21 protein-coding genes are annotated in these 19,878 nt (G+C 71.2%); 6 read left to right on the top strand and 15 right to left on the bottom strand.

Going from position 1 to position 19,878, the window contains the following annotated elements; all coding sequences use genetic code 11:
- Positions 1–67 precede the first annotated feature (67 nt).
- Entirely contained in the window at positions 68–520 is a 453-nt protein-coding gene (locus CLV40_RS25345; RefSeq protein ID WP_104481534.1) for a response regulator, read from the top strand.
- 262 nt (positions 521–782) lie between these two features.
- On the opposite strand, the gene CLV40_RS25350 is transcribed toward CLV40_RS25345, so the two are convergent.
- Positions 783–1,151, bottom strand: coding sequence for an STAS domain-containing protein (locus CLV40_RS25350; protein WP_146108239.1), 369 nt, complete (start codon positions 1,149–1,151; stop codon positions 783–785).
- Between the two features lie 99 nt (positions 1,152–1,250).
- Positions 1,251–1,505, bottom strand: coding sequence for a hypothetical protein (locus tag CLV40_RS25355; RefSeq protein WP_146108240.1), 255 nt, complete (start codon positions 1,503–1,505; stop codon positions 1,251–1,253).
- Between the two features lie 155 nt (positions 1,506–1,660).
- Between CLV40_RS25355 and CLV40_RS25360 the strand changes: the two genes are divergently transcribed.
- Entirely contained in the window at positions 1,661–2,884 is a 1,224-nt protein-coding gene (locus CLV40_RS25360; RefSeq protein ID WP_104481490.1) for a PP2C family protein-serine/threonine phosphatase, read from the top strand.
- Positions 2,885–2,964: 80 nt separating this feature from the next.
- Here CLV40_RS25360 and CLV40_RS25365 read toward each other — a convergent pair whose 3' ends face one another.
- Positions 2,965–3,342: a hypothetical protein gene (locus CLV40_RS25365; RefSeq protein WP_146108241.1), complete on the bottom strand. Its 378-nt coding sequence runs from the start codon at positions 3,340–3,342 to the stop codon at positions 2,965–2,967.
- Positions 3,343–3,853: 511 nt separating this feature from the next.
- On the opposite strand from CLV40_RS25365, the gene CLV40_RS25370 reads away from it, so the two are divergent.
- Entirely contained in the window at positions 3,854–4,702 is an 849-nt protein-coding gene (locus tag CLV40_RS25370; protein WP_181043726.1) for a MerR family transcriptional regulator, read from the top strand.
- Between the two features lie 835 nt (positions 4,703–5,537).
- Positions 5,538–6,530 (top strand): SGNH/GDSL hydrolase family protein, encoded by a 993-nt coding sequence (locus CLV40_RS25375; RefSeq protein WP_181043727.1) that lies wholly within the window; start codon positions 5,538–5,540, stop codon positions 6,528–6,530.
- 208 nt (positions 6,531–6,738) lie between these two features.
- Here the strand turns inward: CLV40_RS25375 and CLV40_RS25380 are convergent, their stop codons facing one another.
- The 8 genes from CLV40_RS25380 to CLV40_RS25415 all read right to left on the bottom strand — a co-directional run bounded on the left by CLV40_RS25380 (position 6,739) and on the right by CLV40_RS25415 (position 13,874).
- A complete protein-coding gene (locus CLV40_RS25380) occupies positions 6,739–8,862 on the bottom strand; it encodes an ATP-binding protein (protein ID WP_104481494.1) in 2,124 nt (707 codons plus the stop codon).
- Positions 8,862–9,242: a response regulator gene (locus CLV40_RS25385; protein WP_181043728.1), complete on the bottom strand. Its 381-nt coding sequence runs from the start codon at positions 9,240–9,242 to the stop codon at positions 8,862–8,864. Before CLV40_RS25385 ends, CLV40_RS25380 begins: the two co-directional genes overlap by 1 nt.
- Positions 9,243–9,509: 267 nt before the next feature.
- The gene (locus tag CLV40_RS25390; protein ID WP_104481496.1) at positions 9,510–10,460 is read right to left on the bottom strand and encodes a sensor histidine kinase; all 951 of its coding nucleotides are present in this window, start codon (positions 10,458–10,460) and stop codon (positions 9,510–9,512) included.
- Positions 10,457–11,302 carry an MEDS domain-containing protein gene (locus CLV40_RS25395; protein WP_245931556.1) on the bottom strand — a complete coding sequence of 282 codons (846 nt, stop codon included), beginning with the start codon at positions 11,300–11,302 and terminating at the stop codon, positions 10,457–10,459. Before CLV40_RS25395 ends, CLV40_RS25390 begins: the two co-directional genes overlap by 4 nt.
- 913 nt (positions 11,303–12,215) lie before the next feature.
- The gene (locus tag CLV40_RS38325; RefSeq protein ID WP_181043729.1) at positions 12,216–12,767 is read right to left on the bottom strand and encodes a DUF5994 family protein; all 552 of its coding nucleotides are present in this window, start codon (positions 12,765–12,767) and stop codon (positions 12,216–12,218) included.
- Positions 12,768–12,835: 68 nt separating this feature from the next.
- Positions 12,836–13,027, bottom strand: a complete 192-nt coding sequence (locus tag CLV40_RS25405; protein WP_104481497.1) for a hypothetical protein — start codon at positions 13,025–13,027, stop codon at positions 12,836–12,838.
- A gap of 226 nt (positions 13,028–13,253) precedes the next feature.
- Complete coding sequence (locus tag CLV40_RS25410) at positions 13,254–13,457, bottom strand: cold-shock protein (protein WP_104481498.1); 204 nt, start codon at positions 13,455–13,457, stop codon at positions 13,254–13,256.
- 81 nt (positions 13,458–13,538) lie between these two features.
- Positions 13,539–13,874, bottom strand: coding sequence for a hypothetical protein (locus CLV40_RS25415; RefSeq protein WP_104481499.1), 336 nt, complete (start codon positions 13,872–13,874; stop codon positions 13,539–13,541).
- Between the two features lie 1,301 nt (positions 13,875–15,175).
- On the opposite strand from CLV40_RS25415, the gene CLV40_RS38330 reads away from it, so the two are divergent.
- On the top strand, positions 15,176–15,334 hold the full coding sequence (locus CLV40_RS38330) for a hypothetical protein (RefSeq protein WP_181043730.1): 159 nt from the start codon (positions 15,176–15,178) through the stop codon (positions 15,332–15,334).
- A 48-nt stretch (positions 15,335–15,382) separates the two neighbouring features.
- Here the strand turns inward: CLV40_RS38330 and CLV40_RS25420 are convergent, their stop codons facing one another.
- Together CLV40_RS25420 and CLV40_RS25425 are read right to left on the bottom strand one after the other, a co-directional pair.
- A complete protein-coding gene (locus CLV40_RS25420; RefSeq protein WP_245931558.1) occupies positions 15,383–16,141 on the bottom strand; it encodes a GAF and ANTAR domain-containing protein in 759 nt (252 codons plus the stop codon).
- Between the two features lie 73 nt (positions 16,142–16,214).
- Positions 16,215–16,925, bottom strand: a complete 711-nt coding sequence (locus CLV40_RS25425; protein ID WP_245931559.1) for a GAF and ANTAR domain-containing protein — start codon at positions 16,923–16,925, stop codon at positions 16,215–16,217.
- Positions 16,926–17,545: 620 nt separating this feature from the next.
- Here CLV40_RS25425 and CLV40_RS25430 point away from each other — a divergent pair.
- Positions 17,546–18,931 (top strand): GAF domain-containing protein, encoded by a 1,386-nt coding sequence (locus tag CLV40_RS25430; RefSeq protein WP_104481500.1) that lies wholly within the window; start codon positions 17,546–17,548, stop codon positions 18,929–18,931.
- A 118-nt stretch (positions 18,932–19,049) separates the two neighbouring features.
- On the opposite strand, the gene CLV40_RS25435 is transcribed toward CLV40_RS25430, so the two are convergent.
- Positions 19,050–19,427, bottom strand: a complete 378-nt coding sequence (locus tag CLV40_RS25435; protein ID WP_245931560.1) for a DUF6292 family protein — start codon at positions 19,425–19,427, stop codon at positions 19,050–19,052.
- A gap of 245 nt (positions 19,428–19,672) precedes the next feature.
- Positions 19,673–19,876, bottom strand: coding sequence for a cold-shock protein (locus CLV40_RS25440; RefSeq protein WP_104481501.1), 204 nt, complete (start codon positions 19,874–19,876; stop codon positions 19,673–19,675).
- Positions 19,877–19,878 lie beyond the last annotated feature (2 nt).

Raw genomic sequence — 19,878 nt, forward strand, 5'->3', positions numbered from 1 at the left:
CGATCACCCGATGACGTCCCGCCGGGCGTCGGCAGCGGCGCTCGGAGGAACACCCGTGTCCGAACCGATGACCTCGCGCGGATCGACCGGCCCCGCCGCGGAGATCGACGTGCTGCTGGTCGAGGACGACGAGGGTGACGTGATCATGATCCGCGAGGCGTTCGAGCAACGCCAACCGGGCGCCCGCCTGCACGTGGTCAACGACGGCATCGAGGCCGTCGCGTTCCTCAGACGCGCCGACGGCTACACCGACGCGCCCAGACCGGACCTGATCCTGCTCGACCTCAACATGCCCCGCATGGACGGCCGCGAAGTCCTCGCCGAGGTCGAGACCGACCCGGCGCTCACCGCGATCCCCATCGTCGTGCTCACCACCTCCGGCGCCCCGGAGGACATCGCGCGCAGCTACACCCTCTACGCCAACGCCTACATCACCAAACCCACCGACCTCGACGACTTCATGACCATCGTCGGCAAGATCGACGAGTTCTTCGGCACCACCGTCACCCTGCCCACCTGACCCGGAACCCGCCCCATCTGTGGGGCGGGATGCCGGTGGTGATCATCAGGTCCGGCGGGGGCGGGGGCGTTGATGTCGCCAACGGGGAGGACCACGTGCTCGACAAGTCAGACGAACGAGCGGCTGAACCACGCCAGACCGCGGCGCCACCAGTTTCACGACCGATCGCAGTGGCCACCGCTCGGGGTACCGACCCTCCCAGCGCGCGGTCTCCCCGCGCAATGACCGGCCCCGGGGCTACCGCCGAATAGGAACCGCGGCGTCACTCCGGGTTGCGCGGTCCGGTGACCATGGCGTGCTCGACCGACTCGGCGATCGCGAGAATCCGATCCAAGCGGCTCACCTGCAACGCGCGCCCGGCGACGTTCGAGGAGCCCACGACGAACACCAGGTCGATCCCCTGGTTGCGCGCCTGTTCGTGTGCGCGGGTGAACGCCGTCAACGCGACCGAACCCAGGAACCCGATCCCGTCCAAGTCGGCGATGACCAGCAGCACACCGTCGTCGGCGGCCTGGGCGAGTCCGCCGAACAAACCCGTCTCCAGCACCCCGGCAGTGCCCAAGTCGAACTCACCGCGCATCCGCAGCACCATGACGCCGCCCTGGTGCTCGCGCTCGACCGCTGTCTCCACCGACTGCACACACCCACTCAACCACCATGGCCAGCCGCCTGCCCGGTGACTCGAGAACTGTGCGTCACCGTGCTGCCGCGGGCGCGGTTCGCTGCCGGGTCACCCGGAGGAGTGGAAGTCGACGATGATCGTGATGCTGGGAGCACTCTCCGTACCTGGATCGAGGTCGAAACGAACAGCCAGTGCTCTCAGGATGCCCAGCCCCGGCCGCAGCGGGATGCGATCCGGCGCCCGCCGGATTTGGCGTGCGCCGCCGACCGCGATGCCCCACCCGGACTTGAACGCCTCGACTCCCTGGGCCCATATCGACTGCCTCGGCGGTGCGATCACCGGCCCCGGCTCGGAATCAGCCATCAACGGGTACCGATGGCCGAACAGCAGGACGTGCTCACCCGGAGTCCGGGCACCGTTCCCGCTCCCTGGCCCGCCGGTGCCTAGTACCAGCATCCGCCCTGTCCGCCACGCGAGCTGTCGTCCCGGACACCGCAGGAGTGATTAGGCTGCCCGTCGTGCCCGAGACCCCCGGCGCCACCGACCGCACGCGCGTGTTGGAGGCGATCACCAACGTCGATCTGCGCCACCTCGACCTGGAGGAGTCCCTACGGGTCCTGCTGGAGCGGGTCCGGGACGTCTTCGAGGTCGATACCGCCACCATCCTGCTCTACGACTCCCACACCGAACGCCTGACCGTGCACGCCGCGGCGGGCATCGCGGACGAGGACATCCTCGGCATCACCGTCGACCTCGGCGCCGGGTTCGCCGGCCGTGTCGCCGCCACCCGGGAAGCGGTGATCCTCGACCAGGTCGACCACACCACCGTCGTCAGCTCCATCCTCTGGCGCAAGGGCCTGCGCGAGCTGCTGGGCGTACCCATCCTCGCCCGCGGCACCCTCATCGGCGTCCTGCACATCGGCTCCCGCACACCCCGGCGCTTCACCGACGAGCACACCCAGCTCCTGCTGCTGGTCGCCGACCGCGTCGCGCTCGCCATCCAAGCCGAACTCACCACCGCCGAACGCGCCGCCACCACCGCCCTGCAGCGCAGCCTGCTGCCCACCCGCTTCCCCGCCGTCGACGGCCTGCGCTTCGCCGCCCGCTACGTCCCCGGCGCCACCACCGGCTTCGGCGGCGACTGGTACGACGTCTTCACCCTGCGCGACGGCCGAATCGGCATCGTCATCGGCGACGTCGCCGGGCACGGCCTCGCCGCGTCCATCGTCATGGGGCGCCTCCGCAGCGCCCTGCGCGCCTACGCCATCGAGAACGACTCACCCTCGGTCGTACTGTCCAAACTGCACGGCAAGGTCTCCCACTTCGAGGCCCGCAGCATGGCCACCGTGCTCTACGGCATCATCGACGTACCCCGGGAGAAGATCGTCCTGTCCTCCGCCGGGCACCTCCCATCGGTCCTGGTCGCACCCGGGCACCCAGGCGCGCTCATCCCGGTCCCACCGGACCCACCCGTGGGCCTGCACGTGCCCGAACGACGCCCCCGCCGCGACACCACCATCGACCTCCCCGACGGCGCCGTCCTCGCCTTCTACACCGACGGCCTCATCGAACGCCGCGACCAACCACTCGACCGCTACCTCGACCGCCTCACCACCGCGGTCACCCCCGACGACCCCGCCCTCGTCTGCACCCAAGTCATGGACGCCCTCATCGAACCCACACCCCAAGACGACGTCGCACTCCTGATCGCACAGGTGAGAACGCACCCGTCGCACCGATGACGACCACCGCGGGTCGCCCGGTGCGCGCGTAACGCGCGTCCGTGCGTCGTGGCGCCGAAGGCTGCGAGGCCACGCGGACGTCACGAAGCGGGCCGGTACTTGACCAGTGCGCGGAGGAACGCCCGGGAGAGCGGTTCCAGCGGAAAGTCGAGGTCGCCGGGCAGGGCGCTCTGCTGAACATGCGCGCCTAGGTCGGCGACGGGCGCCCGCCGGTGCGGATGCTGATCCCGGAGAGGCTGACGCCCTCGGTGGGGCCGGTCGCAGAGCCCGTCGCGCAGCACCCGTTCCACAGCCGACGAGGCCGCGTCGACTGCCGACACGCCTGGAGGACACGCCCCTTCCCCCGCCGGGGCGGCCATCAAGCTGGCCCTTGCCACCAGGTCGCCGAGGGCGTTCATCGAGCCGTACGGCGAGGAGATCCGCCAGTGCGCCACGACATTTCCGACCCCGTCGAGCATCCTCGCCCCCAACCGCCGTCCCACTCGCGTTCGCCCACGGTCTCAACCGTGGGCTGCTCCGCTCTGAGACGGAGGGCTGACCATGAACATTCTGGCCTGGTGAGATCGCTATCGCACGCGACGCTGCGCAGTCGATTTGCAACGGTTTACCTGAGTCTACCCGCTTGGGTGTCACCCGAAAGCGTAGACCGCCGCGCGAGAAAACCCGCCCGCGACTAGAACGGGAGTCACGGAAAGGCCAGACGTGAAGGAGAGGACTGAGTGATGCCTGGATTGCTCGACGTCGTGGTCGATCTCATTCAACAGATCGTGGGTGTGGTCGTCGGTTCCTGACCCACGCGGAGTCGGAGGCCCCTCCGGTGCGAGCGGGACGCGCCGCGGGGCCTCCGGCTCGGTGCACCCCGTCCCCGCGATCTGCTTCGCCTCGAGCGGTGGTCGCGTCGTGGTCGAGAACCGCTGTCGATCTCTCCCGCCCTGCCCCTGTCCCCTGACCCATTGAGATGTGCACACGGTGACCGCCGAGAACAACGAACCTGACTTCTCCTTCGATGGACTGAGGGACTTCACCTGGACCGCGGGCGAGGTGGCGCGACGACTGGGTGTCACGGAGTCGACATTGCGCTCCTGGCACCACCGCTACGGGATGGAGCCCTGTTCCGCGCGGGAGGGCGGACAACGGCGCTACGGCACCGAGGACGTCGTCCGGATGTCGCGGATGCGCGAGCTGGTCGAGAGTGGGATGCGCCCCTCGGCCGCCGCCGCGCTGTTGCAGCGGGCGCTCCCGCTCCGGGACGCGCACCAAGCCGTGGTCGCCGCGGGCAAACAGCTCGACACCGGGGCCTGCGCCGATCTGCTCACCCAGGTGATCCGCTCGTGGGGCGTCACCCGCACCTGGAACCGGGTGTGCAGGCCCGCGTTGCGATCGGTGGAACAGGCCCAGCGCGCCGACCCGGACTGCGTCGACCACGAGCACGCCCTGTCCTGGTCGGTGACCGCGGCGCTGCACCGCGTCCACCGGCCCGCGGGCGAGGCGTCGATCCTGCTGGCTTGCGGCCCCGGGGAACAACACAGCCTGCCCGTCGAGGCGCTGGCCGCGGCGTTGGCCGAACACGGCGTCCCCGCCCGCGTCCTGGGCGCGGCCACCCCCACCCCAGCCCTGGTGCGAGCGGTCACCACGACCACGCCGCGCGCCGTGCTGCTGTGGTCGCACCACCCCGACCCCGCTCACCACGCCGCCGCCTCAGCACTAGCCGACCTGCCACCCCGCCTCCTCGTCGCCGGTCCCGGTTGGCGCCACCCGATCCCCTGGGAACAGCCCACATCACTGGTCGACGCGGTATCGCTGCTGAGCGAGCACTGATCCCGCCCTCCAGCCCGTGACGCGATCACCGGCGACGCCATCGCCCTGCGCCTATCGCGGCGCTCGGCAGAAGCGGTCCGTGTCCGAACCGGTGTTCCCGGGGCGGTCCGCCGCCACCCGCGGCCCCTGGTAGCCGGTGATGGTGTTTCGGGCCTGTTGACCGTGGTCGCCACACCCAACCGCCGACTTGTCGTGGGGCTCGGCACGTCCTGTATCGGCCCACCGCCCGCAGGTGAGCGGCGGTGTCGGTGTGCTGAACGCTCTGCAACCGAAATGCAACGCCTTTCCCGTGTTGACGCGGTCGGATGTCACCGGTTGGTGTTGTCTGTCGCGCCACCTCGCCCGGTGTGGTCTAGAACTGGAGTTGGAGTTCCGAACGCGCAGGACACTCGGCGGGGAGCGGTGGGGCCGGGTTGCTGGGCCTCGCGGCCGGGTTCCTGGTTGTTCTCGGGGTTGGCGGTCGGGTCTGACTCCGGGGCGGAGGGGTGCCGCGGCGCGAGGGGCGATCGCGCCGCGGAACCTCCTGACCGCAGCGCCCTGTTGCCAAGTCCGAGTTGGCGCGGTGGTCGTTGGCGCGTCGTGTCGCTTCCGTCTGCGTGGCGCGGTTGACGCGCTGGTGACTGATCCACGGATATGGGCGGGTTCCGCAGGTGCGGAAATCCCGGGCGCCGCGTGCTGTCGGCGGACGTTTTCCTTGCGAAGGAAGTGGTTTCACAGAAGTTGCGGATCGATCTGCGTGTGTCGCTTGATGGTGTGGATTGCGCGGCTGATCGCTTGTTCTCCGCACCGCCGGGTAGCACGTCGCCGACCGGACACTACGAACAATGGAGTGGTGATGAGACGTCTTGCGATCCGCGTGGGTACCCGAGTCGCGGTAGCCGCCGTGGCGATGGCGACCTTGACACCGGTGGCCCATGCCGAACCGTTGCGGTGGGTCGCGTTGGGTGACGCCTACACCGCGGGTGGCATCGACGCCGCCGGTGAACAGATCCTCGTCGGCGGGGTGCGGGACGGGTGCGGCCGGACGAGGGGGTCGTACCCGGAGGTGTTGCGCGCGCGGTGGTCCGGTCGGTACGGGTTGGTCAACGTCAGCTGCGCTGGTGCCTCGGTCGTCAACGTGGCCGGGGAGCCGCAGCGGCCCCCGGGCTACCACATCCCGTTCTTCGAGGTGTACGACCCGGACTTCCCGTTCCCGCTGGTGCCCCCGCAGTTGGACGCGGTCACCGCCGACACCGACCTGGTGACGGTGGGCGTGGGCGGCAACACCCTCGGGTTCTCCGAACTGGTGCTGGCCTGCTTGCAACTGGGGGAGTGGTCCGACCCGGTCACCGACCACCCGTGCGCCGACTACTTCAGCTTCGGTTGGGACGGCGTCCCGACCATCGCCGAACGCCTGGCGCTGGTCGCCGACGAGTACGACGGCCTGCTCACCATGATCCGGCTGGCCGCGCCCGGCGCGACCGTGCTCGCCGTCGGCTACCCCACGATCTTCCCGGCCGACCCGGCCACCTGCGACCGCGGGTTCACCCCGCGGGGCATGCGCAACTTCGCCACGGTCACCTACCCGGACCTGCTCTGGTTGCGCACCGAGGTGGTGGAGCCGTTGAACCGGGTCATCGCCGAGCGGGCGGCCCGGCACGGCGCCCGGTACGTGGACCTCTACACCGCGAGCGAGGGCCACGACGCGTGCCGACCCGACGGCCTCAACTGGGTCGAGGGCGTTGTCGACCGTGTGGGCCGCTGGGCCGTGGTCCGCGCCAACAGCGCCGGGCACACCGCCGCCGCGGACGCGGTGCAAGCCGCCCTGGAGACAACTCCCGGTTCGTGAGCGCAGGCGGGGTTCGGTGGTCGAGGCGTCCATCGCTCCGAGCTGAACCAGTGCGCTGGACCCCACCGCTGATCGAGTCGGTGGGGTCCGTTCCGTTGGCGCCGTCAGGCAGCCGAGAACAGCGGGTACGTGCCAGGGTGAGTGGGTAGGGGCTTCGTAGAGGCTGCCTTCCGGGTCCAGGGCATGAGTCCGCGGCGCTGTCGCGTGATCACGGTGTCGCGGGTGGTCGCTGGTACTGCTGGGTCGCGGTGCGATCTCGTAGCGGGGTACTGCTTTGAGCCCGCGGACTGGGTGGCGCGAACCGGGTGTCGGTGTTCGGTGTGGCGGCGGGGAGGGTGAAGGTGAAGCGGGTGCCGCCGCCGGGGTTGTCGGTGGCGGTGATGGTGCCGCCGTGGCGCTCCGCGATGCGTTTGCAGATGGCCAGGCCGAGGCCGGTGCCGGTGTACGGGCCCCCGGTGTGGGCGCGGTAGAAGGTGTCGAAGATCTTCTCGTGCTGCCCGGCCGGGATGCCGATGCCGTTGTCGGCGATGGTCAGGGTCACGGTGCCGCCGCGGCGGGTGGTGGTGATGGTGATCTCCGGGGTCACGCCCGGGGCGGTGTACTTGACGGCGTTGCCGACGAGGTTGTCGAGGAGTTGGCGCAGCAGGACGTGGTCGGCCTCGACGGGGTCGAGTTCGCCGTGGGTGAACCGGGGGACCGGCGCGCTCGCGACGGTGGCGGTGTCGATGCGGGCGGCGGTGATGTCGGCGACGAGCGCGGTGAGGTCGACCCGTGCGGGTGCGATGCCCGCGTCCCGGGCGGTGGTGTAGGCGAGCAGGTCGTTGATCAACCCCCGCATCCGCCCCGCCGCCCGGGCGACGCGGACCATGGCCATCTCCGCGCGCGCCGCGTCGTTGTCGCGAAGCGCCTCGGTGGCGGCGTCGGTCCAGCCCTCGGCGGCCGCGAGGGGGTTGAGCAGGTCGTGGGCGACGACGCCCGCGAAGGCGGTGAGCTCGTCGTGGTGGCGGCGTTCGGCGGTGACGTCGTTGTAGACCATGACGGTGCTGCGGCCGCCGCCGGGTTCGGGCAGGGCACTGGCGCGCAGGTGCACGATCCGGCCGTCGGGGACGCCCTCGTTTCGGATCAGCACGTCCATGTCCTCGACGACCTCGCCCGCGGCGATGCGCACGTGTGGCATCTCGGCGTCGGTCATGGGCGTGCCGTCGAGGTGGTGCATGCCGTAGTGGGCACTGCTCGCGGCTTGGTCCTCCGGGCTGAGTCTGCCGCCGAGGATGTGCCCGGCGGCGACGTTGCGCAGGGTGATGTTCCCGGTGGAGTCGACAACGGAGACACCGTCGCTCATGGAGTCGATGATGGCGCGCTTGAGCGCGGCCCGGCGCGCGGTGTCCTCCCGACCGACGGCGAGTTCACGCACGAGGTCCGCGCGTTCGTCGCGGCCCAGCGCCAGGGTGAGGCCGACCACGGCGACGACGATGACGAACAACTGGACGACCAGGGCGCGGCCCGCGTGGGAGGACATGACGGCGAATGGCCCGCGATCGTGCAGGGTGAACAACACGGCGATGGCGGCGACCACGGCGGTGTGGGCGGTGACGTACGCCGTCGACAGCCGCACCGCGGACCACACGGTGAGCGCGATGAGGGTCGAGGTGATCGGCAGCCCTTCGGCGTCCGCGAAGCCGACGCCGTAGCAGATCGCCGAGAACACCGAGACGGCCGCGTGCTCGACGAGCCGCCCGCGGTCGACCGGTGGCGGGTTCGGGGCGGTGAGGCGGTTGCGCAGGCCGACGGCGGCGCGGGCGAGGCACAGGCTCGCGGTGCCCACGACGAGGATGCCCGCGAGGTTGCGCGCCAGCCACACCCCGGTGGCCAGCCACGAGTGGCGGCCGGTGACCAGCCAGATCCCGACCGGTCCGACGGCCGCGGCCGCGGCGGTGGCGGTCAAGGCGGCGAGCAGCAGCGCCCAGAGGTCCCGCAACCCGCGCAGACCACCGCTGTCGGCCAGGGACCACATCAACGGGCGCCTGCGCACGATCAGGGTCATGAACAGCCCAGCCTGGATGAGGTTGGCCAGCACGAACACCGCGGACTGGGCCGGGGTCGAGCCCGTGGCCAGGTTCACCACCGCGGTGATCAGTCCCAGTGCGGCCACATCCAGCCAGAGCAGCGGTGAGCGGCGCTGCGCGCACAACCACACCGCCGCGACCCCCGCGGCGGGCCAGACCAGACTCAGGTTCGTCGCGTCGAGCACCGTCAACCGCCCGGCCGCGGTGGCCGCGGCGAACAGCGCGGCGAAGACCGCGCAGCGGACGAGTGCGGTACCCCGGCCCATCACGGCACGCCGGGTTCGGCCGATCCGACCCCGGCCACCAGTCGTCGCACCGCGGCGCACAGTTCGGTGCTGCTGGAGGGCTTGGGTACGTAAACCGCGCTCGCGGCCCGGATCCGCGCCACGTCCGGGGCCGACCACAACACGGTGAACGCGACCGCGGGCAGCTCGCGGTCCCGCTCGCGCAGCCGGGTGAGGAGTTCGAGGCCGTCCATGTCGGGCATCAGGACGTCCACCACCGCGACCTGCGGCCACCCCGGCGCCACCGAGTCCAATGCGAGCGCGCCGCTACCGGTGTCCACCACGTGGTGGCCGTCGACTCGCAGCCATCCCGCCACAAGCTCGCGCAGATCAGTGTCGTCGTCGACCAGCAGTACCCGCACCACCACGTCCCTCCCGCCCCGCCGATTCCCGCTGCTCCCGCACGTGAGTGCACGGTCAGTGGTCCGGCCGCGGTCGACGTCGCCGGTGACTTGGTCGCGCCGCGACCCAATCCTGCTCACCGTTGTAGACCGGCGGGCACTCCCGCGCAGCGCGGCGCCCCGATCGGATGACGCCGCCGCGGGGTTCCCGCCTCGCGCTACCAGCGGACCCGGGTGACCAGCAGCGCCTTTGACGCGGGCGTGGTGTGGCGATGGTGTTCGGCGGGTTCAGCTGTGGTGCCCCATGGTCAGGCGGACGGTGAAGCCGGTGTCGGTGCGGGTCATGGTGACGTGGTGGCAGAGTTGGTGGGCGATCCACAGCCCGTAGCCGCCGCCCTCCGGGCCCGGGGTGGCGACGAGGCCGGCGAACGGGTCGGCAGGGCCGGGGCCCCTGTCGTGGATGGCGACGACCACCTGCCGAGCACCTGCCCACAGGCACAGGGTGGCGGGCGGGGATCCGTGCCTGATGGCGTTGGTGATGATCTCGCTGACGGACACCACGAGATCCCCGAGATCACCAGACGGGAGTGCCCCGGCGCACGCGGCGCTGACGACGTGGCGGGCTTCGCCAGGCGTGGGGTCGGTGAGTTCGACGGTCGGGGGTCGGCGCTGGAGCGGGTGCGGTACCAACGGCGCGGGACGGCCCAGGAAGGAGGGCGGCTCGACGTAGTCGGGGTTGGGCTTCTGGACGCCGCCCGCAGCCACGAGCGAGTGGGTCTGGGCGACGTCGCGCAGGACCGCGGTGGGGGTGGTGCGGGTGTCGTAGGCGCACATGCTCCGCACGGGGAAGTGGTCGTAGGCGTAGTTGACCGCGGCCTCGTACCTCGACCACACGTCCCAGTCGCGCGTCAGGGCGGAGTAGGGGATCTCACCGACGACGCGGATGGCGCTCGCACCACCCTCGACCAAGTTCGCGAACATGTCGCAATAGGACTTGATGGCGACCGCGGGTCGGATGTACTGCGCGTCGGTGCGCAGGATCGTGACGCGCTCCGGGTGCGGCAGTTCGGCGAGCACGAGGTCGGCGCGGTGCCCGTCCAAGGCGATCATCGTCGCCTCGTCGCGGTCGACTCCCTCGGTGAGGAAGGGGACCGAGGCATCCAGAAGTTCGTCGTCGTTCGCGTAATAGAGGGCGATGTGGTCGTAGCCCCGCTCGGCGGGGTGGGTGTGTGAGCTCATGCCACCTGTTCCACGCGCACTCGCCGGATCCCCAGCATGTCCACCAAGCGCGCCGGGCTCGATGCTCGGGTGCGCAGCACGGCGGTGAAACCGTGCCGTTCGGCTTGCTCGGCCAGCCGCAGCAGCCCGTGGTGGTCGGTGAAGGTCAGGCCGCGGGCGTCGACCACGACCTCGCCACGACCCCAGCCTCCCGCGGCGTGGTCGAGCGCCCACGGGAACAGCTCACGAGACCTGGAGTCGAGTTCGCCGTCGAGTGCCACCGCGCCGCTACCGCCCCAGCCGTGCAGGTGGAACGGCACCGTGTCGACATTGGTCCGCGGGTGCATGGCCGCGAGCCGGTCGACGGCGTCCGCCCCGAGGTCCGGCAGGCTGTAGGCGCACATCGCGTCGAAGGTGGAAGCCGCCATGTAGCGGTCCACGGCGTGCTCGTAGCGGGCGAACGCACCCAGTTGGGCGGGCGTGCGCACCAACTCGGTCGCCTCGGCGGCCACCCGGAGCCCGGTGAACCCGTCCGCCACGGCCCGCTCGGTTTCCGCGGTGTAGAAACCGACCTGCTCCTCGGGCTCGACCACGTCGCCATCGCCGTACACGGTGTCCAACGACCGCACCCGCACCGCGCCACGCTCGAGCAGGGCATCGATCCCCGCGATGGGGCGGAGCTCGTCGAGCAGGGACCGATCGGACCCGGGAGCGATGAGGCAGACCTGCTTGCCCGCTGCCAACCCCTCGCTGAGGAACTCCCGGGCGCGGGTGAAGAACTCGCCCGGCTCGGTGAAGGCCCAGCACAGGTGACCACGCCCCTGACGGGGTGCGGTCGCGGGCGGCGCCGAAGATTGGCTCACCACGTCAATGTACGCCCCCACCAGGACAAACGACACCAAGGGAGCGGACGCGGCAGCCCGCTCCGGTGCACCCACTGCCGCGTCGTCGCCGCCACCCCAACGCGAATCGCACATGACCACTGGCGTGCGCATGACGGCGCGATCGGCGGAAGTGGTCACTTTCCCGGTCTTCCCAGGTGGGATCCGGTCCAACCGCTGATTGACCTGGTTTTGTCGGGGCACAACGAGGACTGCGTAGTGAGTTGACCCGCACCGGGCGTACATGGACGTCACCGCAAGCGCGGCCTGGTCCAGACCACTCCGACAGCACGGCGCCAATCTTGGTGACCTGTGTCACGGACCATCGCGCCCGGCTGTTACGAAGACCGCTGGCCCGCTGCGACTGGCCTGGCTCGACTACCAGGGGCGACGTGGACCACATCCAACCGTCGGCCGCAAATCGAGAACACGCTGTTCAGGCGCATGATCATGGCCGGGGAGCAGGTCGTGAGGCGGGACGGGCTCGAAAATGCCGCTGTAGCAACGAAAACGGCCTGACCTCTTCGGTGTGAACCATGTCCGGCATACCGCGTTGACCTGCGAAATCCGGTGTCCGCAGGTCAACACGAGCATGTTCAGAGGTGTCGAATGGGGTTCGGGACCGTCCGAGGCGCATTTGCTGCTCCCGATTTGCTCCCTGCGGTGCTCCCCACCGCGGACGAGAGCGCACCTGTCGACTGGGCGACGGGCACAGTGTTGACCACGGTGCGCCGGGGAGCCGGCTTCTGGTGGCTCGCCGTGCGTGGCACATGCCCGCGGCGACCTGAGCGCAGGTCAGAGCCACCGGGCCGCGTCTTGGACCCAACAGGTGGCCCCGAGCACGTGGCCGACGGCGTTGTGGCGCAACCGCTGGGTCGTGATCGCGGCCGTGCGCTCACGGCAGGCGAGGTAGGACGCCGTGTTCGGTGAGCACCTGCTCGACATCGGTCACGGCTCCCGGCCTGGCCGCGGACCTCAGTATCGTTCGCGCGGTGGTCTCCGGCGTCCACGGTGGCACGACCAACAGGCAACGCCCGCGTTGGTGCGTGCCGGTGACCGACACGGTGTGCGGTTCGACGGCGTCGGAGCCGACGAGCTCGACCGGCCACCCGTCGACCACCGCCCCGCCCTCGGTCGCGTCCCAGTCGTCGACGTGGTAAGTCACCCGGCTCACCGGGCCGACCCACGAGCTCATGGCCAGGACGAGTTCCGGGACCTCCAGCAGGGGCTGGGGAGAACGGGGCCACCAGGCCCCGTCCACTCCCCGCGCGAGCTGCCGCGGCTTCAACCGCAGCCGCACCTCGCTGCGCACGGGCAAGTCGCCGCAGGGGGTGGGGGTGCTGCCCCAGCGGGCCACCCGGTGCCGTTGGTCGGCCGCCGGGAACCGGCGGTGCGGGTGCCCGGTGGCGCTGAGCGGATCATCGCTGAGCCGCGGTCCGGAGGTCATGTGCGCGTCCTGTCGTCAGTGGTCGTGGCCGTGTCTGCGATCGCGGCGGCGCCGCGGCCGTGCGAGAGCTACCGGGCGCGGCGAGTCAGGCGCCGCACCACCAGGAACGTCGCGATCGCGACGGCCAGGGTGGCCCCAGGGCGTTGCCGGACGGCTTTCCCGAACTGCTCGACACCGCGCGCCAAGCCGCGGGCGGGTGTGCCCGCGGCTTCGCCAGGGACTCCCGGCACGGCGGGTTCGACGGGGACTGGGGTGGTCATGGGCGGCCCTTCCTCGACGGGTTCGGCTCCTCGCTGCGGCGGCGGAGCCCTCAACCGGGTATCCGAGCGTTCTGCTCGTGACACCCGAGCGGGCCGGTCGACGCATCGGGCACGCGCACCGGCCGTGATCGTCCAGAGTGGACATTGTGACCGCGGCGGACGCGGTGCGGGACCGCACCGCGACGACCTCACCGGTGACCGAAGTCGAGGCCGCGGCCCCGGCGGTTCACACCAGGCGGACCGAGGTCGCCTGTGGACCCTTCCGGCCGTCGGCGACCACGAACTCCACCGTCTGGTTGTCCGCGAGCCCGTTGTGGTCGTAGCCCAGGATGTCGGTGTGGTGCAGGAACAGGTCGTGCCCGCCCGCGGAGGGGGTGATGAAGCCGAAGCCCTTGGCTCCGTTGAACCACTTGATGGTTCCCTGGGTCATGCGCGTGCTCCTTTGGTTGGTCGGGTGTAAGGCTTCGGTGTCCCGGTGCGCGCCCGAAGGCCCGTCACCGTCGACCACGGATCAGCGCGCACGCCGTGTCGGCGTGGTCTCCACTCCGGTCAGCCCGAGCATGGAGAGCAGTTCCCGGCAGTCGTCCGCGTCGAGCGAGTTGCCCGCCACCAACCGGGTGGCCCGGACCTGCTGGTCGGTTTCCGCCCTCGCGGCCACGGCTTTCATCTCGGCGAACCGGACACCGGTCCCCGGCCCGTGATCCGGGCCGTGCCGGATCGTTCGCGCCGCACTCGCGGTGGGGGCGGGCAACGGCGGGCTGAGCCGTCCGGTGAGGTCGGTCGGCCCCGTCGGCGGCTTGTGGCCGAGGATGTCCTGGGGGGTTGTGGCGAAAGGACTGTAGGGCAACCGTGCTCCCGTTCCCGTGCGGCAAGGCCGATCGGTGTGATCGGACAGGAATCCGCGCCGCTTGGACGCGGGCGGCGCGGTGTCTCGTCTTCGGTGACCGCTACCCCACCGCGAGCGGGCGGGGCGGGTTCGGGACGCGGCCCACCGCCGTTGTGGTCAACGCCGCGCCCCGGTGCCGTGGGGGACAGCGGACCGCGTGGGTGAGCGGCGTCCGCGGTGCGGTGCCGCGTGCGGGTGACCGGTTCCGGCGGCCTGCGCCGGTTCACGCGAGCCACCACCGTCCCCAGGGGCGCCGGGCTGGTGGCGTGCTGTCCACTGCCACCAGCCCGGGACGGAACGTCAGCCGCGTGGGGCCAGGTCGCTCGGCGTTCCCCGAGTGGGCGCCTGCGGCTTCGTCGTCGCGATGACGGTCAGCCGTGACGGCTCGGTGCCCGAAGGGGCACGGTGGGGAACATCCAAGCGGGCAATCCGACACAACGTCGACGCTCCAGTCCCCGACCGAACGACTCCGGCCGGGCCTTGTGCCGAGGACGCCACCAATATGGGAACCGGTGTGCGAGGAACTCTCGACCCGGTCACCATACCCCACATCCACCGTCGCGCGGTGGTAGACGAGTACCGTCGAGACATGACCGGTACGCCGGGCTGATCGCCCTGAGCCGCACAGGCGGCTCGTTCGCGCCCTCGCGGCGCGGACCGCCCGGACCGGGCGGACCACCCCGCGGTGCGGGCGGCCGACTTCCTGCGCTGTCCACAGTGGTTTGGACATCGATTCGGCGTGCGCCTGTACCCGGTCCGGGAGCGCCGAGCGCATCACGTGTGGCGGGCGCGCAGGTCCGGCCCCCCGGCGTCGGCGCGGTGGAGCGGCCGTTCGGGTGTTGCGTTCCCGTGGCAAGGCCCGCTCGGTTCTGCCGCGGGCCGCACCGAGTCGGCGACCACGCGCCGCGGCGGATGTGCCGCGCCGGGCAGGACGACCTTTCCACGTACGGAGAACTCCACGGCGGTGCGCCGCCTCACGACTGCTGGCGCGAACACCGGCCCGCCGGTCGCGCGCGATGCCTACCCGCGCCGAGACACCGATGTCCGGTTCGCCCGCCGCGGGTACCGGAGCGGGTCGTCGACACCGCTGACCTCGACCGGTCGCCCGCGCAGGTTTCGAACCACCGGCCACGGGGCACCTCCGGCACAGCCTCCGGGCTTCGGCTGAGGTCGGAACCGCCGCGACCGAGGCGGCCAGGGCGACCGGGTCCGGTCTCGCGCGACGCGCGGTATCACATCGTTTTTCGCACAGTGGAGGCGGAATGGTTGTCCTCGTAATCGTGTTGCTGGTGGCCTGGCTGATCGTGTCGGTCATCGGGTTCGCCCTCAAGGGGCTGGTGTGGCTGGGGATCATCGGCGTGGTCCTGTTCATCGGGACCGCCGCCATCGGAGCCGTTCGGCGCAAGGCGTCCCGGCGGTAGTCCGGGAGTCGTTCAGCGCGTCCCGGCGAGCCGGGACGCGCTGGTGGCTCACCCGGCGGGTGGTCGCCTGGAAAAGGACAGGACCGTGACCGGATCGATGCCCCTGGTGACGATCCGGTGGGCGACCTCGGAGAGCAGCGTGTTGTGGCTGCGGCCGTAGGCGCGCAGTGCCTGGAACGCGCTGTCCATGTCGATCTGCCCGGCTTGGGACAGCACACCCTTCGCCTGTTCGATGGTGACCCGGCTGTTCAGTGCGGTCTGCAGTTGCTCGGTGAGCACCTCGCCGCGCCGGATCGCGCGTTCCTGGAGGATGCCGATCGTGGCGATGTCGGCCAACGCGCGTGCGACGTCGGTGTCCGGCTCGCGCATGGCACCCGGGTGGCGGCCGAAGAGGTTGAGGGCGCCGATGGTGTCCTGGCGCAACCGCATCGGGACGGCGTGCACCGCGAAGAAGCCCTGGGCCAGCGCCTGGGGTGCGAATCGGGGCCAGCGCTCGATCCCGGTGCGCACGTCGGAGACGAAAACCGATTCCCCGGTGGTGACGCAGTCCAAGCAGGGGCCCTCGTTGACCTGGACCTGGAACAACTCCAGCAGCCTGCTCTCCTCGTTCGACGAGGCCAGTACGTGGAACCCGCCGCGCTGGTCGGTGAGCACGAGGCCCGCCTCGGCGGCGTTGAGCAGGCTGACGCAGTAGCCGACGAGTTCGTGCAGCAACTCGGCGATGTCGTAGTCGTCGACCAGCGTGTCCGCCATCCGCACGAACGCGCCCAGCAGCCGCGGCTCGCGGGCTGGTTCCGGTGTCTGCACCACAGGACCTCGTTCCTCTCTCTGCCGGTTCGGGGTGGGACTCGTGGCCCGGCCGGGCCGCGCGGACCGCAGGTCAGGGCAGTCCGAGGTCCTCGGGCCGGATCCGTTGCGACACCAGGTCGTCGGCGACGTCGTCGACGAGGCGGCCCGTGGCGAACGCGTATCCGCGCAGGCGAGCCAGGGCTTGCTCGGGCGGGAGGTCGAACGCCGCGATGAGCACCCCGGTCGCCTGGTGCACGTGGACGTGGCTCAGGGGCAGATCGCTCCACGCGCCGTCGACACCACCGTGGCGCAACCCCAGCAGGACCAGCGTCACCACGTCGACCAGCCGCAGTGCCAACCCCACCTCCTCGGCCGACATCCACCCCGGCGCGCGCCGGTACATGTCCATCGCGCCGATGCTGATCGCCCCCGCCACCAGCGGGAAGCCGAACAGCGCCCCGACCGGCTCCGCCGCGATCTCGGCCGCGAACACCGGCCAGGCCACGGTCCGCAGGTCCGGGGCGAGCACCGGCCGCCTGGTGTCGAACGCCTGGAAGCACGGCCCCTCCCCGAGGCTGAACTGCACGGCCTCGATCCGCGCGGCGACCTCGTCGGTGGCGTAGAGGCTCTCCCGGCCCGTGAAACCGGTCATCACCGAGACCGAGGCGCCGTCGATCGGCAGCAGCTCCACACACGCATGGCACACCCGCCCCAACGCCTCAAGCCCGGTCCCGCCGTCGCGCAGGCGATCCAACACGGTCTCGCGGATGCGCCTGACCGCGTCGTCGCCCGCGTCAACCACAGGCCGCCGACCACCGACGAGCCCGCACCGCACCTCCCCGCCTGCGTCAGAGCGAAGCCCTGGACGCGGCGGGGTCTTGGCCCACGCACAGAGTTGGCCGAAATCACGACGACTCTACGGCAACGCGCGGATTCCGGTACGGCCGGGTGCGGGGGCGAACCCGGCCCCGGCCCGGGCGACTGGGGGGCTGAGCGGGTTGCCCGTTGTTGTTCGGTCCGGACGGTGGACCTCGTCCGGTGCGCGCGGTGGCCAAGGGTTCCGTCGGCGGAGCGTGATCGCGTTGCCGGGCATCGCCGCGCCGCGCCCGAGGTGGGGGGATCGTGATCGGCTTGCCTCGCGGCCGTCCCGAGTGGACACCGCGATCGTCCGAACTCCTCTGCCCGACGGAGGAAATGTCACGATATGTGGTTGAGATCGCAAACGCGCCTGGCGGATCGCCGACTACCGCGTTCAACGCGTGGAGTCACCGCGCTTGGTCGGCAACCCACTCGCTTGGCGGTTTCCGCCATCCGCCACGAGACTAAGGTCGGGACGTGCGGCGGGTCCGATCGCCGCGCGCTCTGCCGAAGACGTTGGCCCTGACCCCGCCGACACGCCTCACGCGATCGACGGGAGTCCTCATGCTCGACGCGTCCTCTGATGCGCACTCCACCGGGGGAGCGGCCAACGGCCTGGACCGCCGCCACCTGGACGAGCTGCTCGCCAGGATTTCGCGGCGGTGCGGCACGCCGAGGTCCACGCGGGCGAAGGGCGGGGACGGGGCGGCCGATGGTGGCAACCCCCGCACCGAGACGCTGGTCCGCGAGATCCTGGAGGCGAGCGCCCGCGTGCTGGCCGCGTCGCCGGGCGGCCAGGGAAGTGCCACGGCGACCGAGGACCTGCTCGCCGAGGCGGTCGCGCTGATGGTGGGTATGGTCCGCGACGCCGCGGCGCACCTCGTGGACTCGACGCGACGCGAGCGCTGGGCTGTGGCGACGACCACCGCGAGCACCCGGTTGTTCCACGGGGGCGATCAGCGACCACTCGACGACCTCGCCCACCACGCCGCCGAGGCCGCCGAGGCCGACTTCGGTTCCCTGACGCTGCTGGCCGGCGCCGGGCAGTTGCGGGTGCACACCGCCACCGGCTCGCTGGCGACGAGCCTGGCGGCCGGGAGTTGCCCCGATCCGGCGACCAGCCTCGCGGGGCGGGTGGTCCGGACGGGCAGACCGACGCTGGCCGAGGAGTACCCGGAGGCGGACGCGACCGGGCCGGTCGTGATGGTGCCGCTGGGCTGGGGGGACAACCTGATCGGCACCCTGGCCGTCGGCAGGGCGCCGGGCGGGCGGCCGTTCACCGCGGTCGACGTGCGCCACCTGGTCGCTTTCGCCGCGCAGACCGCGGGCGCCATCGAGTACGCCCGTTCGGACGCCGGGCACAAGGAAGTCCGTCGGCGCGACGAGGTCAGCGCGCAGGCCACCGAACTGACCGACCAGGTGGTGGGAGACCTGTTCGCGGTGGGGCTGGGTCTGCAGCAGATGGTCGTCGCGGGCGCTCTGCCCGCGCACCGGGAACGCCTCACGGACTACGTCGAGTCGCTCACCTCCGCCACCGCGCGGATCCGCGCGTTCTTCGTCGCGGAGTTCCCCCGTCGCAGGCACCCGGTGCTCCTGTCCCTGCGACTGCTCGCGACGGTCGACGCGGCGGAACTGGCGATCGGCACGCCCATCCGCGTGTCGTTCACCGACTGCCTCAACCGGGCGCTCCCGCCCCGCTTGGCCGACGACATCATCGAGCTGGTGCAACACGCCCTGACCAGCGTCGCCCACGCCCGAGTCGTCGAACTGCGCATCGACTACCGCGACGACGCGTTCGTCGTCGCGGTGTCGGACGACGGCACGGCCACACTCACCCGATCGCGGTTGGTGGCGGTGCTGCGCGCCACCGCGGACCACACCCGTTCGGTGCGCCAGAGCCACACGGACGACGGCCGGAACCTGCTCGTCTGGACCGCCCGGACCCACTGATCGCCGCCGCGGCCCCGAGCACCCGGACCACAGGGGTGCCCATGACCGTTGTCGCCGGACCCACCTGGCTCGGGTCCGCCGCCGAGCCGTCCCCGTGCCACCGGTTCCGCCCGGCTGCCTACGCCGGGCTCTTGGCCATGTCGACCGCGAGGGTGCCCCGGTCGATCTTGGGAGACACTGGGTTGAGCCTGCCCCTGCTGTGCCCGTCGACGACATCGCTGACGAACCGGGCGACGAGGGCGGGCGCGGGCGCGATCTCCCCACCGAGGTGGCAGATCACCGGAGGTCGGTCGTTGCCGCGCGGTTCGACCGCGACGTACCAGCCGAGCGATTCGTCCCAGACGAGCATCAGGTCGCGCCGCGGGAGCGCCGCGGCGCGGTCGGTGAGTCCGATGTAGGCGGTGGCCGTGTCGGTGACCTCGTAGGTCACCGCGTCGGCGGGCACTCCGAGCTGCCCGGCCACTTGGCGGACGTAGACCGCGAGGGCAGTCTCCAAGGCCCGACTGTCTCTATCCATTGTGGACTTGGTGGTCGGCGTGGGCGCCGAGTCCGTGTCGTGCGGGTCGGCATCCGCCCGCCCCGCCGCGCGGGCGGCGAGGTGAGTCGCCGGTCTTTCGGCCTGCGGTACCGCGGTCATGGTCTGCACCTCGTCGAAGGTCGGAGAACCGGATGCGACAGGGGCGGGAGCGGCCGACCGCGTACCGCCCGGTGCCCTCGGGCACCGGGGCGGCGTGCTGGTGGTCAGAGAACCGAGACCGCCGTGGCCTGCGGGCCGCGGTTGCCCTGACCGACGTCGAACTGAACCCTGGCGTTCTCGGCGAGGCTGCGGAACCCGCCGCCGTTGATCTCCGAGTAGTGGACGAACAGGTCGGCGCCACCGTCGTCGGGGGAGATGAACCCGAACCCCTTCTCGGAGTTGAACCACTTCACGGTGCCCTGGGCCATGC

Origin of the sequence: Actinokineospora auranticolor, assembly GCF_002934265.1 — a bacterium.
Classification (GTDB): domain Bacteria; phylum Actinomycetota; class Actinomycetes; order Mycobacteriales; family Pseudonocardiaceae; genus Actinokineospora; species Actinokineospora auranticolor.

What these genes read in the sequence shown, in the direction of transcription:
- CLV40_RS25365 (WP_146108241.1), bottom strand. Translation starts at nt 3,342, where the DNA reads ATGCTCGACGGGGTCGGAAATGTCGTGGCGCACTGGCGGATCTCCTCG.
- CLV40_RS25345 (WP_104481534.1), top strand. Translation starts at nt 68, where the DNA reads ATGACCTCGCGCGGATCGACCGGCCCCGCCGCGGAGATCGACGTGCTG.
- CLV40_RS25410 (WP_104481498.1), bottom strand. Translation starts at nt 13,457, where the DNA reads ATGACCCAGGGAACCATCAAGTGGTTCAACGGAGCCAAGGGCTTCGGC.
- CLV40_RS25380 (WP_104481494.1), bottom strand. Translation starts at nt 8,862, where the DNA reads ATGGGCCGGGGTACCGCACTCGTCCGCTGCGCGGTCTTCGCCGCGCTG.
- CLV40_RS25440 (WP_104481501.1), bottom strand. Translation starts at nt 19,876, where the DNA reads ATGGCCCAGGGCACCGTGAAGTGGTTCAACTCCGAGAAGGGGTTCGGG.
- CLV40_RS25430 (WP_104481500.1), top strand. Translation starts at nt 17,546, where the DNA reads ATGCTCGACGCGTCCTCTGATGCGCACTCCACCGGGGGAGCGGCCAAC.
- CLV40_RS25375 (WP_181043727.1), top strand. Translation starts at nt 5,538, where the DNA reads ATGAGACGTCTTGCGATCCGCGTGGGTACCCGAGTCGCGGTAGCCGCC.
- CLV40_RS38325 (WP_181043729.1), bottom strand. Translation starts at nt 12,767, where the DNA reads ATGACCTCCGGACCGCGGCTCAGCGATGATCCGCTCAGCGCCACCGGG.
- CLV40_RS25390 (WP_104481496.1), bottom strand. Translation starts at nt 10,460, where the DNA reads ATGAGCTCACACACCCACCCCGCCGAGCGGGGCTACGACCACATCGCC.
- CLV40_RS25405 (WP_104481497.1), bottom strand. Translation starts at nt 13,027, where the DNA reads ATGACCACCCCAGTCCCCGTCGAACCCGCCGTGCCGGGAGTCCCTGGC.
- CLV40_RS38330 (WP_181043730.1), top strand. Translation starts at nt 15,176, where the DNA reads ATGGTTGTCCTCGTAATCGTGTTGCTGGTGGCCTGGCTGATCGTGTCG.
- CLV40_RS25355 (WP_146108240.1), bottom strand. Translation starts at nt 1,505, where the DNA reads ATGGCTGATTCCGAGCCGGGGCCGGTGATCGCACCGCCGAGGCAGTCG.